The following is a 14,005-nucleotide window of genomic DNA, read 5'->3' on the forward strand; positions in this document are numbered from 1 at the left end:
ACATTAGAAATTATGTTTAAGAAAATTTTAATTGCCAATAGAGGCGAGATTGCCCTTCGTGTTATTCGAACATGTAAAGAGATGGGTATTAAAACTGTAGCAGTTTATTCTTCTGCTGACGAGGAAAGCCTACATGTAAAATTTGCTGATGAGGCAGTTCGTATTGGTCCTGCTCCGAGTAGCGAATCTTATCTTAAGATTTCAAATATTATTGCAGCTGCAGAAATTACTAATGCAGATGCTATTCATCCGGGATATGGATTTTTATCCGAAAATGCTAAATTCTCAAAAATTTGTGAAGAGCATGGTATAAAGTTTATTGGAGCTTCCGCGGAAATGATCTCAAAAATGGGCGACAAGGCAACAGCTAAAGCTACGATGAAGGAAGCAGGTGTACCATGTGTTCCTGGTAGCGATGGGATTATTAAGGATTTTAAAGAGTGTGAAAAGATAGCTAAGGATACTGGTTATCCTGTGATGCTTAAAGCAACTGCTGGAGGTGGTGGTAAAGGAATGCGTGCAGTTTGGAAAAAAGAAGACTTAAAAGATGCTTGGGACTCTGCTAGGCAAGAATCAAAAGCTGCTTTTGGAAATGATGATATGTACATGGAGAAACTCATAGAAGAACCTCGACATATCGAAATTCAGGTTGTTGGTGATTCTACAGGTAGAGCGTGTCATTTATCTGAACGTGATTGTTCTGTACAACGACGTCACCAAAAACTCACTGAAGAGGTTCCTTCACCATTTATGACAAGTGCATTACGCAAAAAAATGGGTGAAGCAGCGGTAAAAGCTGCGGAATTTATCAAATATGAAGGAGCTGGTACAGTTGAATTCTTAGTTGATAAGCACAGAAATTTCTATTTTATGGAAATGAATACACGTATTCAAGTTGAGCATCCTATTACCGAACAAGTAATTGATTTTGATTTGATTCGTGAGCAAATATTAGTTGCTGCTGGTGTTCCAATTTCAGGTAAGAACTATACACCAAATTTACATTCAATTGAATGTAGAATTAATGCTGAAGATCCTTACAACGACTTTAGACCTTCACCAGGTAAGATCACAACATTACATGCACCAGGTGGCCATGGTGTTCGCTTAGACACACATGTTTATGCTGGATATATGATTCCACCTAATTATGACTCTATGATAGCTAAATTGATTACTACGGCTCAAACAAGAGAAGAGGCAATCAATAAGATGAAGCGAGCTTTAGATGAGTTTGTTATTGAAGGTATTAAAACAACCATACCTTTCCATAGACAATTGATGGAACATCCAGACTATTTGGCTGGAAATTACACAACCAAGTTTATGGAAGACTTTGTAATTAAAGAAGAAGTCGAATAAATTTCAAACTGTAACAAATTATAAAGGATATGTTTAGGCATATCCTTTATTTTTTTAATTTTATATCAAAATTAGAATGATATGAAAGAAAAAGACTTACATATTGATGGTATAGATAAAATCATCCTTAAAAATTTGATGACTGATGCCAGAGCTCCAATTTTAGGTATTGCTAGAGAAGTAGGGATTTCTGGTGCGGCTATTCATCAGCGGTTACGCAAATTAGAAAAGTCAGGATTATTAGCTGGTTCTAAATTTGTAATAAACCCTAAAGTTCTTGGGTATAAAACTTTAGCTTTTGTGGGTATTTTTTTAGATGCCGCTAGTACTTATAAAGAGGCTATAAAAAGACTTAGAGAGATTGATGAAGTGATAGAAAGTCACTATACCACAGGTAATTATGCTATTTTCGCAAAGGTATTATGTAAAGACAATGAGCATTTAATGTACGTTTTAAACAAACAAATACAATTAATAAAAGGTGTGGCTAGAACAGAAACTTTTATATCTTTAGAACAACAAATAGATAGACAAATTAAGATATAAAAAAATCCCGCTTTCGCAGGATTTTAAATTTATAATTGTTTAAATTAATCTCTTCCTAAAATTTGGAAAGCCCAATAAAGAAGCATTGCTAAAGAACCTAAAGCAGCAACTAAATAAGTTCTAGCTGCCCATTTTAAAGCATCTTCAGAACCTTTGTATTCTTCCTGGCTTACCATATTCTTGTTTTTTAACCAAGCTAATGCTCTATTACTAGCATCATATTCTACAGGTAAAGTAACGAAGCTAAATAGTGTAGAAAGCCCCATAAATACTAACCCAGCAATAGCTATCCAATATCCTAAACCTAAACCAGCAGCGGCGCCCAAAGCAATACCTCCAATAACTAACCATTGCGACATGTTAGAGGTTACACTAACAACAGGAACTAATTTAGAACGCATTGTTAACCATTCATAAGATTTAGCATGTTGTACAGCATGACCGACCTCATGTGCAGCTACAGCAGCTGCAGCTGCATTACGTTGATTGTATACACCTTCGCTTAAGTTTACAGTTTTATCTTTTGGATTATAATGGTCGGTTAACATTCCTTTAGTAGAAATCACTTTTACGTCATTAATGCCATGATCTGCTAACATTTTCTCAGCGATTTCTGCTCCACTCATGCCATTGCGCAATTGAACTCTAGAATAATATTTAAACTTGCTTTTTAATTTATTGCTTATCAACCAGCTCACGAGAGCGATAACACCAATAATTGCATAAAATCCTATCATAATATTTATATTGTTTTTAGTTGTTAATTTAATAATCTTGATAAATTTACAACATAAATTATTCCAAAATTTAAAAGGATTCTTAATTTCTTCTTTTTGGAAGAAAAAATAATGTTATTATATTGAAAATAAAGAAATTACATTTATTTCAATTTGATTTTAACAAAAACAAGAGCATGACAAAAGTTCCTGAAATACTACTGATTTATACTGGAGGTACCATTGGTATGATCAAAGATTATGAGAGTAATGCACTAAAAGCATTTGACTTTAATCATCTTTATGAAAAAATACCAGAGCTGAATCAATTGAGTTGTAATATAGAATCTGTTTCTTTTGATGAGCCCATTGATTCATCTAATATGAACATCAGGTATTGGATAGATATAGTAAACATCATCGAAAAATATTACCATAATAAAGATGGTTTCGTTGTGCTTACGGGTTCAGATACTATGTCATATACTTCTTCGGCAATTAGTTTTATGTTTGAGAACCTAAAGAAACCAATAATTTTTACAGGTTCTCAATTACCAATAGGTGATTTAAGAACCGATGCTAAAGAAAACCTGATTACAGCAGTTCAAATAGCAGCAGCAAGAAATCCGCAAAACGAGCCTTACATTAAAGAAGTAGGTCTCTATTTTGAATACAAATTATATAGAGCTAATTGTACTACTAAAATTAATGCCGAGCAATTTGAGGCATTTACATCACCGAATTATCCTGCACTAGCTGAAAGTGGCGTGCATCTAAAATTTGATGAAAACTCATTACTTAAAGAGTCTAAAGATGGAGAGTTTACAGTTAGAAAACGTTTAGAAGATAGTATAGTAATATTAAAATTGTTTCCAAGCATTACAAAGAATGTGGTTGAAAGTATTTTGAGCATTCCTGATTTAAAAGGAGTAATTCTAGAAACTTACGGATCGGGTAATGCACCCTCAGAAAAATGGTTTATAGATTTATTAAAAGAAGCCTTACAAAAAGGATTAGCTATCGTAGATGTAACTCAGTGCGCCGGAGGTAGTGTTATATTAGGGCAATATGAAACGAGTGTACAACTACAAAAAATAGGATTGATAAATGGTAAAGATATTACTACAGAATCGGCGGTTGCCAAACTTATGTATCTTTTAGGAGAAGATATTCCAAAACAAGATTTTAAAACTATTTTCGAAACTCCTTTAAGAGGAGAAATGAGCTGATTTTTATCTTAAAATTTTCATTAAACAATTTTTTTTTTGTTACTTGCTCATCCTTAAATTAAAAAAAGCAATTTTTTAGGAGAGATGGCCGAGTGGTTTAAGGCGCATGCCTGGAAAGCATGTTTACGAGAAATTGTATCGAGGGTTCGAATCCCTTTCTCTCCGCAGATAATAGCATTTTTTAATAAAAATTTATATCTTTAACCCGTTAACTAATTTAATTAATTAAGATTTACACAATGAAAAAAGTATTTACTATCCTAGCAATCACAGGATTATTTTTAGGTTCAGTTCAAAATAGCTTTGCGGCTGTTGCAACTGTAATGCAAGAAGAAGCTGCGGCTGAGCAAACATTTCATCAAGTTATTAAACAACGTTTTATCGAAGGTGGCCCATTATTTATGGGTATCGTTCTAGTTGTACTAATTCTTGGCTTAGCAATTGCAATCGAAAGAATTATCTACTTAAACATGGCTACTACTAACACTAGTAAATTGGTAAGTAGTATAGAAGATGCACTTTCTTCTGGTGGAGTAGAAGCTGCTAAAGAAGTTGCAAGAAACACTAAAGGCCCTGTTGCTTCAATATTCTATCAAGGTTTAGATAGAATGGATGAAGGTGTAGAACAAGCTGAAAAAGCTGTTGTAAGCTATGGTGGTGTACAAATGGGATTATTAGAAAAGAATATTTCTTGGTTATCATTATTTATTGCGTTAGCGCCAATGCTTGGTTTCATGGGTACTGTAATTGGTATGATTGATGCCTTTGATGCAATTGCTGCTGCTGGTGATATTTCTCCAGGTATTGTTGCAAATGGTATTAAAGTAGCATTATTAACTACAGTATTCGGTTTAATTGTAGCAATTATTCTTCAAATATTTTATAACTATATTATCTCTAAAGTAGACGGTATTGTAAATAATATGGAAGATGCTTCAATTTCACTTGTTGACCTATTGGTTAGACACAAAAAATAATCAATACTATGGATACGTATAAAATATTTAAATATGTAGCTGCTGCTGTAGGCATCATCGGAATTATATTTTTAGTTCGTATGATGATGGTAGGTAGTGATGCTATTGAAAGTGATCCTAGTAAACAAGGTGTTGCCAATGCATTTGTAATGTTTGCATTTTGGTTACTTGTTATAGTTGCTGCAATCACAGTGATTTTATCAGTTTTAAATCTGGTTAAAAATCCTCAAAACCTTAAAAAGACCTTAATGGGATTAGCGGCTCTTGGAGTTTTATTAGCTATATCGTATTTTATGTCTTCAGGTGATGCGGTTATAGATGGTTTTGGTAATGTTGTTAAAGGAGGAGAAGCTGGTAGTACTTCCAAATGGGTTGGTACATTGATAACATTTACTGGAATTTTAGGAGCAATAGGTCTTGTAACCATTGCTTTAGGTTTCTTTAAAAGATTAAAATAGATTTATGGCTAGAAGAGACACCCCAGAAATTAATGCAGGATCGATGGCAGATATTGCCTTCTTACTATTAATATTCTTTTTAGTAACTACTACTATGGATATTGATACTGGGATTCCTCGCAAACTGCCAGAAAAACAACCAGAGGATATTACTCCACCAATATTAAAGGAAAAGAACGTTTTTGAAGTTAATATCAATAGACGCAATGAAATTTTAGTAGAAGGTGATCAGTACATGCAAGTTGATGAAATAAGAGAAGCAGCCATGAAATTCATTGATAATGGAGGTGGTACCGCTGCTGACATGGCTAATGAAAACCTTAAGGTTTGTACTTGGTGTAAAGGAGAGAAAGATCCTACTTCATCAGATCATCCAAAAAAAGCAATTATTTCTTTACAAAGCGATAGAGGTACATCTTATGCTACTTATATTGCTGTGCAAAATGAGCTGGTAGGTGCTTATAATGATCTAAGGAATAGGTATTCTAATGAAAAATATGGTAGGAATTTTGATGATCTTACAAGAGAGCAGCAAAAGGAAATTCAAATAGAAATTTATCCTCAAATTATTTCTGAGGCTGAACCAACAAAATAAAGAATATGTCTAAATTTAAAAAGAAGAAAAAAGGAATGCCAGGTATATCTACGGCATCTTTACCAGATATAGTTTTTATGTTACTATTCTTTTTTATGGTTACTACGGTAATGCGTGAGACTGAAATGAAAATTAAAAAGCCTCAATTACCAAAAGCCACTGAAGTTAAAAAGTTAGAAAAGAAGAGTTTGGTGAATTATATCTATGTTGGTAAATCTAAAGATGGAACTACCAAAGGAGATAAAATACAATTAAACGATAAAATCGCTTCTGTTGATGAAGTTCCAGCTTTTATTTTTGGTGTAAGAGCTAAACACTCAGAAGAAGATATTCCTAAACTAACAACTTCTATCAAAGCAGATGTTGATGCTAATGTTGGTACAATTACTGATATTAAACAAAAATTAAGAGATGTAAATGCTCTTAAGATTAATTATTCTACGCTTAAGGGAAGTGCATTAGATAATGTTAAGAACTAATTAAATTAGTATATAAATTAAAAGGCAATCAATAATTGATTGCCTTTTTTTATTTTGATACATTTGCTATAAGACCATGAAAAAAGTAACATTTATACTACTGTTTTTTTGCCTGTATAGCGCTGCGCAAACCAATGACTCTAGTGTTGATACTAAGTATTTAGAAGATCAAATCTATTTTGGAATTTCATATAATATTATGAATAAAAGACCAGATAGTATTTCTTCTAATGGTTTTTCTAATGGTTTTTTTATTGGTTTTATTAAAGATATCCCTCTCAATGAAGAACGAAATTTTGGATTTGGGTTAGGATTAGGATATGGAAGAAATACATATTTTCAGAACCTTAAAATAGCTGAATTAAATAACAATACAGTTTTTGAATCTATAAAAGGACAATCTTTTTCTCGAAATAAGTTTTCATTACATAGTGTTGAAGTGCCTTTTGAAATTCGATGGAGAAAATCAACACCTACACGCTATAAGTTTTGGAGAGTATATACAGGTGTTAAATTTGGTTATATCTTTTCTTCTAACGCGAAATTAAAACAAGGAACTACAATTAAAGTCAAAGGAATAGACGAGGTAAATAAATTCCAATATGGGTTAACTTTTGCAGCGGGATATGGCACTTGGAATGTAAATGTTTATTACGGACTAAATAAAGTTTTTTCTAACGCTAACCTTACACCTTCAAACGAAAAAATTGATATTAGAGAATTAAGAATAGGTTTAATTTTCTATATACTATAGTTTAAGTACATGCTGTAAGCCGCAAGTTGAGCTACCAATCCTATTAAGAAACCAATATAAACTTCCAAATTTTTATGGGCATCTAATTTTAATCTTGATGTAGCAATGATTCCAAAAAGAATAAATAAAAAGATTATAAGCCAGAGTAAGTTTAGTTCATATTGATAGCTTAAAACTGCCGTGAATCCTATTAAACCAGCAATGCTCAATGTATGTAAGCTAGATTTTATTTTTAGAGAAAATAAGGCATAAACTATTATCAATGCCAATGCACATCCAAAAAAAGAAAAAGCGAGCAAGTCTACAAATTTAGGGTCTAATAAGAGCCTTCCTAACAAGAAGAATAAAAAAATCATAAATATTATTGGAAACCTTCTTTCTTCAATAGTTTTTAAATGGTAATTTTCTATGAGCTTAAATTTTTTGAGGAAGAATAAAAGCAGAACAGGTATAATATAAGTTGTTACAAATACGATACCTAAAACAGCACGCTCATTTTCGTCAGGGATGTGATTTGGAGTAATAATAAAATATAAAAAGGAAGCTATAGTAGAAAATAGAACAGGATGAAAAATATAAGATATAGCTCGCCAGAATAACATTTTAGATCTCTTTACGTAAACGAGCTACAGATATACCTAATTGTTCTCTATACTTTGCAACAGTTCTACGAGCGATCAAATATCCTTTTTCTTTAAGTAATGCTGCTAGTTTATCATCGGTTAAAGGTTTCTTCTTGTTTTCATCCTCTATCACCGTCTGAAGTATTTTTTTAATTTCTCGAGTAGAAACATCTTCACCTTGTTCATTTTTCATTGATTCAGAAAAGAATTCTTTTATCAATTTAGTTCCATAAGGAGTATCAACATATTTACTATTCGCTACACGCGATATAGTAGAAACATCCATATTAATCTTATCGGCAATATCTTTAAGAATCATTGGTTTCAACTTTCGCTCATCACCAGTTAAAAAATATTCTTCTTGATGATGCATAATAGCATTCATAGTTAATAACAATGTTTGCTGACGTTGCTTAATTGCATCTATAAACCACTTAGCGGCGTCTAATTTTTGCTTAATAAAAAGAACAGCATCTTTTTGAGATTTAGATTTGTCTTTAGACTCTTTATAGCCTTTAAGCATATTATTATACTCAGAAGAAACATGTAACTCAGGAGCGTTTCTAGAATTCAAAGTCAACTCTAATTTTCCTTCAATAATTCTTATAGAAAAGTCAGGTACAATTTGCTCGACAATCTTATTTGAATTTGCGTAAGAACCACCAGGCTTTGGATTTAATTTTTCAATTTCTTGAATAGCATTCTTTAATTGTTTTTCAGAAATATCAAACTTTTGAAGTAATTTCTTGTAATGTTTCTTTACAAAATGATCAAAAGCATTTTCAAGAATTTTTATTGCTAAAACTCTATTTTCAGATTCTTCCTTTCTTTTTAATTGAATCAATAAACATTCTTCTAAACTTCTGGCACCAACACCGGCAGGATCTAACTGATGAACAACATCTAACATTTGTTTTACCTCATCATCAGATGTGTATACATTAGCAGTAAAAGCTAGATCGTCTACAATATCTTCAACGGATCTTCTTATGTAACCACTTTCATCTATACTACCTACTAAAAATTCAGCTATCTGACGTTCTTGTTCGTTTAAACGAAACGTATTTAATTGGTTTTTTAAATGTTGATTAAAAGAAGTGCCTGCGGCATATGGTATATGTTTTTCTTCATCGTCACTGCTATAATTATTGGTTTGCAATTTATAGCTAGGCATTTCATCATCGCTCAAATATTCATCGATATTAATATCAGTTTCAATCGATTCACTACCAGAATCATCATACTCATCTTGACTTGAATCGCTAAAATCATCTTTTTCATCTTTGCCACTTTCTAAAGCTGGATTCTCTTCAATCTCTTGCTTAATCTTTTCTTCAAAAGCTTGTGTCGGCAACTGAATCATTTTCATTAACTGAATCTGTTGCGGAGATAATTTTTGTGATAATTTATATTGTAAATGTTGTTTTAACATATAAACTTAACTCTGATTGAAATAAAAGTACAAAAAAGAACTAAAATGATTTCGCTTTCGCGGAATATCATTAAAATTCAGCATTTTGAGGTGTTCTAGGAAACGGAATTACATCGCGAATGTTGCCCATTCCTGTAATGAACATAACCAGACGGTCAAATCCTAAGCCGAAACCTGAATGAACAGCTGTGCCGAATTTACGAAGATCTAAATACCACCATAATTCTTCTTCGCATATATCTAAAGCTGCCATTTTTTCTTTAAGAACATCTAAGCGCTCTTCACGCTGTGATCCACCAACAATTTCTCCAATTCCTGGAAATAGAACATCCATTGCACGAACCGTTTTTTCATCTTCATTTAAACGCATGTAAAATGCCTTAATATTGGCAGGATAATCAAATAGAATCACAGGACACTTAAAATGTTTTTCTACCAAATAACGTTCGTGTTCACTTTGTAAATCGCTTCCCCAACCTTCTATTAAGTACTTAAACTTCTTTTTCTTATTTGGTTTAGAGTTTCTAATAATATCTATAGCTTCGGTATAAGAGACTCTTTTGTAGCTATTGTTAACAACAAAATTTAATTTTTCAGAAAGCGTCATTTCATTTCGTTCTGCCTGAGGTTTTTGCTTATCCTCGTTAATTTGACGTTGTTCTAAAAAGGCGATGTCATCTTTATTATGTTCTAAGACATAGGAGATGGAATATTTTAAGACATCTTCTGCCAAATCCATATTGCCATCTAAATCCATAAAAGCCACTTCTGGCTCTATCATCCATAACTCCGCTAAATGCCTAGAAGTATTAGAGTTTTCTGCTCTAAAGGCAGGGCCAAACGTATAGACTTTACCAAGAGACATTGCGTAAGTCTCTGCTTCTAGTTGGCCAGAAACAGTTAAGTTGGTTTCTTTACCAAAAAAGTCTTTTTCAAAATCTACCTTTCCGTCTTTATTATTTGGAACATTATCTAAGTCTAATGTTGTTACTTTAAACATTTCTCCCGCACCTTCTGCATCACTTCCAGTAATAAGAGGCGCATGCATATGAAAAAATCCATTTTCATTAAAATATTTATGAATGGCAAATGACAACGATGATCTTAAACGCATTACTGCGCTAAACGTATTTGTACGCGTTCTTAAGTGAGCATTTTCACGGAGGAATTCAAAACTATGTTTTTTTGGCTGAATAGGATATTCTTCTGGGTTTGAATCTCCTAAAATTTCGATACCAGAAACTTGAATTTCAACGGTTTGTCCTTTGCCTTGACTCTCAACTAAAGTTCCATCAACTGAAATAGCAGCCCCAGTAGTGATACGTCTTAGCAATTCTTCATCTGTGCTTTCAAAATCAACAACACATTGTATATTGTTGATCGTAGATCCATCATTTAAGGCAATAAAACGATTGGCTCTAAATGTTCTTACCCAACCTTTTAAACTTACTTCTTGTGGAAACGAATTATATTGTAATAATTCAGCAACACTCTTTTGCATTCTTCTAAAATTTTATCGAAATGCAAAGATAATGATTGATTTATGATTGGCGAATTAAGTAATGTGAATTATTTGATAAGATTCATTAAATATTGACCATAACCACTTTTAAGCAACGGTTTGGCTATTTCTTGAAGTTGCGATTTAGAAATAAACTTCTTTATGTAAGCAATTTCTTCAATACAACCAATTTTTAGACCTTGACGTTCTTCGATAACTTGAACAAATTGTTGTGCTTGTATTAATGAATTGAAAGTCCCTGTATCTAACCAAGCTGTGCCTCTACTAAGTGTACTAACTTTTAATTTACCTTTTTTTAAGTATTCTTTGTTAACATCAGTTATCTCATATTCTCCACGAGCAGAAGGCTTTAAATTTTCAGCAATTTCTACCACTTCATTATCATAAAAATAAATACCTGGAACTGCATAATTCGATTTAGGATTCTCTGGTTTTTCTTCGATAGAAATTACATTGTTATCTTCGTCAAATTCAACAACACCATATCGTTCAGGGTCATTTACAGGATACGCAAATACAGTACCTCCTTCATTCTCTGAAGCATTTATTAACGCACGATGCATTCCTCCTCCATAAAAAATATTATCCCCTAATACTAAGGCAACTTTATCATCCCCTATAAATTCTTTGCCAATTACAAATGCTTGAGCTAATCCGTTAGGTATTTCTTGAACTGCATATTGAAAGTTGCAACCTAGTCTTTTACCGTCTCCTAACAGGCGTTCAAATAGAGGTAGGTCGTGAGGCGTAGAGATAATTAAAATATCTTTGATACCAGCTAACATTAATGTTGATAGCGGGTAGTAGATCATTGGTTTATCATAAATAGGCATTAGTTGTTTACTTACAGCTAAAGTTAGAGGGTGTAACCTAGTGCCGCTACCGCCAGCTAAAATGATTCCTTTCATGATTCGTTATTTAAAAATTCTTCTATTTGTTCTTCCTCTTCTTCTTTAGGGAGAATCTTCATAGCAGGTTCTCTAAATACTTTCTTATTAGCTATTCGTTGCTCTAATGATAATAACAACGATGGTAACAACAATAAATTTGATACCATAGCGAATAATAAGGTTACCGATACTAACCCACCTAAAGCGATTGTTCCTCCAAAACTAGAAACGATAAATACTAAAAACCCAAAGAAAAGTACTATAGAGGTATAAAACATACTAACACCAGTTTCTCGAAGCGCAGCATATACTGACTTTTTAACACGCCAGTGATTGGCTTGTAATTCTTGCCTATATTTTGCCAAAAAATGAATTGTGTCATCTACCGAAATACCAAATGCAATACTAAATACTAGTATAGTTGATGGTTTTATGGGGACGCCTAAAAACCCCATGAGACCAGCAGTAACCAATAAGGGCAAGATGTTTGGCAAAAGAGATATTAGTATCATTTCAAATGATCTAAACATCCAAGCCATAAAAACTGATATTAAAAGAATTGCTAGCGAGAGCGAAACAACCAAGTTTCTTATTAAGTAATTGGTGCCTTTTAAGAATACCAATGCTTTACCAGTCATTTTAACATCATAACGTTCTCGAGGGAATTCTTTATCAATTCTGGCTTGCAAGCGTTCTTCGATACGCTCCATTTTTTCGGTGCCAATATCTTTCATAAAAGTGGTTATACGAGCATATTGACCTGTTGAGTCTACAAAATTATTTAGGAGGTCAGAATTGGCGTCAGAATTTTTTGTAAACTCTAAAATAAAAGCGCGTTCTTGGCCATTTGGTAATTGATAATATTTTGGATTTCCGTTATAATAAGCCTGTTTTGAATATTTTACTAAGTTTAAAACTGAAACGGATGGAGATAATTCGGGAATTTCATCTATAATTTCATTCAGCCTTTCCATACGCTTGAGAGTAGCTAATTTCATAACACCTTTCTTGCGCTTAGTATCAATAATTATTTCTAATGGCATAATACCACCAAATTCCTTCTCGAAGAAAACAATGTCCTTAAAGAACGGTTTGCCTTTTGGCATATCTTCGATCATACTTCCTGAAATACGGATCATATACACACCAATAATGCTTGTAACAATTATAAGTACTGTAGAAATATAAATTGCAATACGATTGTGGCGCACCATATTCTCCATCCAATCTACAATACCTTCAATCCAACGTTTTTCAAGATGTTTTAAATGTTTGTCTTTTGGTTTTGGCTGAAAACTATATATAATCGGTATAATAAGAAGCGATAACATAAATATTGCCAGAATATTAATGGAAGCGATAATACCAAACTCATTTAATAATTGGCTCTTAGTAAAAATAAATGTAGCAAAACCAGAAGCCGTTGTTACATTAGTCATTAACGTAGCATTACCAATCTTAGAAATTACACGCTGTAAAGACTTCGCTTGATTACCATGACTTTTTACTTCGTGTTGATATTTGTTGATGAGAAATATACAGTTAGGTACACCAATAACAATAATTAAAGGTGGGATCAATGCCATTAAAACAGAAATTTCATATTGAAATAATCCTATAAAACCTAAAGCCCAAATTACTCCAATACTAACAACAAGCATTGTAATAAATGTGGCTCTAAATGATCTGAAAAAGAAAAAGAAAATTAAAGAAGTAACTAGTAATGCAAGACCTACAAAAACACCAATCTCGTCGATGATATTTTGTGCATTCATAGTACGTATATAAGGCATTCCAGAAATGCGAACGTCTAACCTATTATCTTTTTCAAACTTTTCTATGGTAGGGTTAAGAATATTGAAAATGAAGTCTTTACGTTTTATGGTATTAACTAAATCTTTTTTTATATAAATAACAGAACGGATAGTACCTGTTTCTTTGTTAAACAAGAAATTGTCAAAAAACGGTAGATTTTCGAAAAGTTCCGTTTTAATTCTTAAAACATCTTCGTCTGTTTTTGGGCTTTCTTTATAAAGTGATTCAATAGTAAATTTTTTATTTTCATCATCCTTTTTTAGTTTTTTAATATCACCTATGGAAACACTAAAATCAACTTCAGGAAATGTATCTAATTGTTGTGATAATTGATTCCAGTTATTAAATTTATTTGCAGTGAATATGGTAGAATCTTGTACGGCTAGGATAATAATATTTCCTTCCTCACCAAAAATTTCCAAAAATTTATCATACTCAACATTTACAGGATGATTAGAAGGTAAAAGATTGGCTTCTGTGTGCGAAAATTTTATGTTTTCGGTCTGTGTATATAAAAAGTAAGTAATTAGACCTAAAATGATAAGAATAGGGATCCTTCCTTTTAAAATTACCCTAGAAACAACAGACCAAAAATTCATTAAAGGCT

14 protein-coding genes and 1 tRNA gene are annotated in these 14,005 nt (G+C 32.5%); 9 read left to right on the forward strand and 6 right to left on the reverse strand.

Annotated features, from left to right (window positions below):
• Window positions 1-12 precede the first annotated feature (12 nt).
• Window positions 13-1,362, forward strand: coding sequence for an acetyl-CoA carboxylase biotin carboxylase subunit (accC, locus tag AC3IF2_RS00110; RefSeq protein WP_489164967.1), 1,350 nt, complete (start codon window positions 13-15; stop codon window positions 1,360-1,362).
• 81 nt (window positions 1,363-1,443) lie between these two features.
• Window positions 1,444-1,908, forward strand: coding sequence for an Lrp/AsnC ligand binding domain-containing protein (locus AC3IF2_RS00115; protein ID WP_489164968.1), 465 nt, complete (start codon window positions 1,444-1,446; stop codon window positions 1,906-1,908).
• A gap of 44 nt (window positions 1,909-1,952) precedes the next feature.
• Here the strand turns inward: AC3IF2_RS00115 and AC3IF2_RS00120 are convergent, their stop codons facing one another.
• Complete coding sequence (locus AC3IF2_RS00120) at window positions 1,953-2,645, reverse strand: zinc metallopeptidase (RefSeq protein ID WP_489164969.1); 693 nt, start codon at window positions 2,643-2,645, stop codon at window positions 1,953-1,955.
• Window positions 2,646-2,821: 176 nt separating this feature from the next.
• Here AC3IF2_RS00120 and AC3IF2_RS00125 point away from each other — a divergent pair, with 176 nt between their 5' ends.
• The 7 genes from AC3IF2_RS00125 (at window position 2,822) to AC3IF2_RS00155 (ending at window position 7,116) form a co-directional block, all read left to right on the forward strand.
• Window positions 2,822-3,853, forward strand: coding sequence for an asparaginase (locus AC3IF2_RS00125; RefSeq protein ID WP_489164970.1), 1,032 nt, complete (start codon window positions 2,822-2,824; stop codon window positions 3,851-3,853).
• Between the two features lie 78 nt (window positions 3,854-3,931).
• Window positions 3,932-4,018: transfer RNA gene (locus AC3IF2_RS00130), tRNA-Ser, on the forward strand.
• 74 nt (window positions 4,019-4,092) lie between these two features.
• Window positions 4,093-4,830, forward strand: a complete 738-nt coding sequence (locus tag AC3IF2_RS00135; protein ID WP_489164971.1) for a MotA/TolQ/ExbB proton channel family protein — start codon at window positions 4,093-4,095, stop codon at window positions 4,828-4,830.
• A gap of 8 nt (window positions 4,831-4,838) precedes the next feature.
• A complete protein-coding gene (locus AC3IF2_RS00140; RefSeq protein ID WP_489164972.1) occupies window positions 4,839-5,288 on the forward strand; it encodes a hypothetical protein in 450 nt (149 codons plus the stop codon).
• Between the two features lie 4 nt (window positions 5,289-5,292).
• The gene (locus tag AC3IF2_RS00145) at window positions 5,293-5,883 is read left to right on the forward strand and encodes an ExbD/TolR family protein (RefSeq protein WP_489164973.1); all 591 of its coding nucleotides are present in this window, start codon (window positions 5,293-5,295) and stop codon (window positions 5,881-5,883) included.
• Window positions 5,884-5,888: 5 nt separating this feature from the next.
• Window positions 5,889-6,362 carry an ExbD/TolR family protein gene (locus tag AC3IF2_RS00150; RefSeq protein WP_489164974.1) on the forward strand — a complete coding sequence of 158 codons (474 nt, stop codon included), beginning with the start codon at window positions 5,889-5,891 and terminating at the stop codon, window positions 6,360-6,362.
• Window positions 6,363-6,438: 76 nt separating this feature from the next.
• Window positions 6,439-7,116, forward strand: a complete 678-nt coding sequence (locus AC3IF2_RS00155; RefSeq protein ID WP_489164975.1) for a porin family protein — start codon at window positions 6,439-6,441, stop codon at window positions 7,114-7,116.
• On the opposite strand, the gene AC3IF2_RS00160 is transcribed toward AC3IF2_RS00155, so the two are convergent.
• The 5 genes from AC3IF2_RS00160 to AC3IF2_RS00180 all read right to left on the reverse strand — a co-directional run bounded on the left by AC3IF2_RS00160 (window position 7,104) and on the right by AC3IF2_RS00180 (window position 13,997).
• A complete protein-coding gene (locus tag AC3IF2_RS00160; protein WP_489164976.1) occupies window positions 7,104-7,718 on the reverse strand; it encodes a hypothetical protein in 615 nt (204 codons plus the stop codon). The genes AC3IF2_RS00155 and AC3IF2_RS00160 overlap by 13 nt on opposite strands.
• Window position 7,719: 1 nt before the next feature.
• Window positions 7,720-9,171, reverse strand: coding sequence for an RNA polymerase factor sigma-54 (gene rpoN / locus AC3IF2_RS00165; protein WP_489164978.1), 1,452 nt, complete (start codon window positions 9,169-9,171; stop codon window positions 7,720-7,722).
• A gap of 70 nt (window positions 9,172-9,241) precedes the next feature.
• Entirely contained in the window at window positions 9,242-10,672 is a 1,431-nt protein-coding gene (gene asnS / locus AC3IF2_RS00170) for an asparagine--tRNA ligase (protein WP_489164980.1), read from the reverse strand.
• Between the two features lie 68 nt (window positions 10,673-10,740).
• Entirely contained in the window at window positions 10,741-11,601 is an 861-nt protein-coding gene (gene rfbA, locus AC3IF2_RS00175) for a glucose-1-phosphate thymidylyltransferase RfbA (protein ID WP_489164981.1), read from the reverse strand.
• Window positions 11,598-13,997 (reverse strand): efflux RND transporter permease subunit, encoded by a 2,400-nt coding sequence (locus AC3IF2_RS00180; RefSeq protein ID WP_489164982.1) that lies wholly within the window; start codon window positions 13,995-13,997, stop codon window positions 11,598-11,600. Before AC3IF2_RS00180 ends, rfbA begins: the two co-directional genes overlap by 4 nt.
• Window positions 13,998-14,005: the final 8 nt, after the last annotated feature.

Source organism: Maritimimonas rapanae, assembly GCF_057837205.1.

Excerpts from the sequence above, each read along its gene's own strand:
- AC3IF2_RS00125 (WP_489164970.1), top strand. The coding sequence starts at position 2,822 with ATGACAAAAGTTCCTGAAATACTACTGATTTATACTGGAGGTACCATT.
- AC3IF2_RS00115 (WP_489164968.1), top strand. The coding sequence starts at position 1,444 with ATGAAAGAAAAAGACTTACATATTGATGGTATAGATAAAATCATCCTT.
- AC3IF2_RS00120 (WP_489164969.1), bottom strand. The coding sequence starts at position 2,645 with ATGATAGGATTTTATGCAATTATTGGTGTTATCGCTCTCGTGAGCTGG.
- AC3IF2_RS00180 (WP_489164982.1), bottom strand. The coding sequence starts at position 13,997 with ATGAATTTTTGGTCTGTTGTTTCTAGGGTAATTTTAAAAGGAAGGATC.
- AC3IF2_RS00145 (WP_489164973.1), top strand. The coding sequence starts at position 5,293 with ATGGCTAGAAGAGACACCCCAGAAATTAATGCAGGATCGATGGCAGAT.
- AC3IF2_RS00135 (WP_489164971.1), top strand. The coding sequence starts at position 4,093 with ATGAAAAAAGTATTTACTATCCTAGCAATCACAGGATTATTTTTAGGT.
- AC3IF2_RS00150 (WP_489164974.1), top strand. The coding sequence starts at position 5,889 with ATGTCTAAATTTAAAAAGAAGAAAAAAGGAATGCCAGGTATATCTACG.
- rpoN (WP_489164978.1), bottom strand. The coding sequence starts at position 9,171 with ATGTTAAAACAACATTTACAATATAAATTATCACAAAAATTATCTCCG.
- AC3IF2_RS00160 (WP_489164976.1), bottom strand. The coding sequence starts at position 7,718 with ATGTTATTCTGGCGAGCTATATCTTATATTTTTCATCCTGTTCTATTT.
- AC3IF2_RS00155 (WP_489164975.1), top strand. The coding sequence starts at position 6,439 with ATGAAAAAAGTAACATTTATACTACTGTTTTTTTGCCTGTATAGCGCT.
- accC (WP_489164967.1), top strand. The coding sequence starts at position 13 with ATGTTTAAGAAAATTTTAATTGCCAATAGAGGCGAGATTGCCCTTCGT.
- asnS (WP_489164980.1), bottom strand. The coding sequence starts at position 10,672 with ATGCAAAAGAGTGTTGCTGAATTATTACAATATAATTCGTTTCCACAA.
- rfbA (WP_489164981.1), bottom strand. The coding sequence starts at position 11,601 with ATGAAAGGAATCATTTTAGCTGGCGGTAGCGGCACTAGGTTACACCCT.
- AC3IF2_RS00140 (WP_489164972.1), top strand. The coding sequence starts at position 4,839 with ATGGATACGTATAAAATATTTAAATATGTAGCTGCTGCTGTAGGCATC.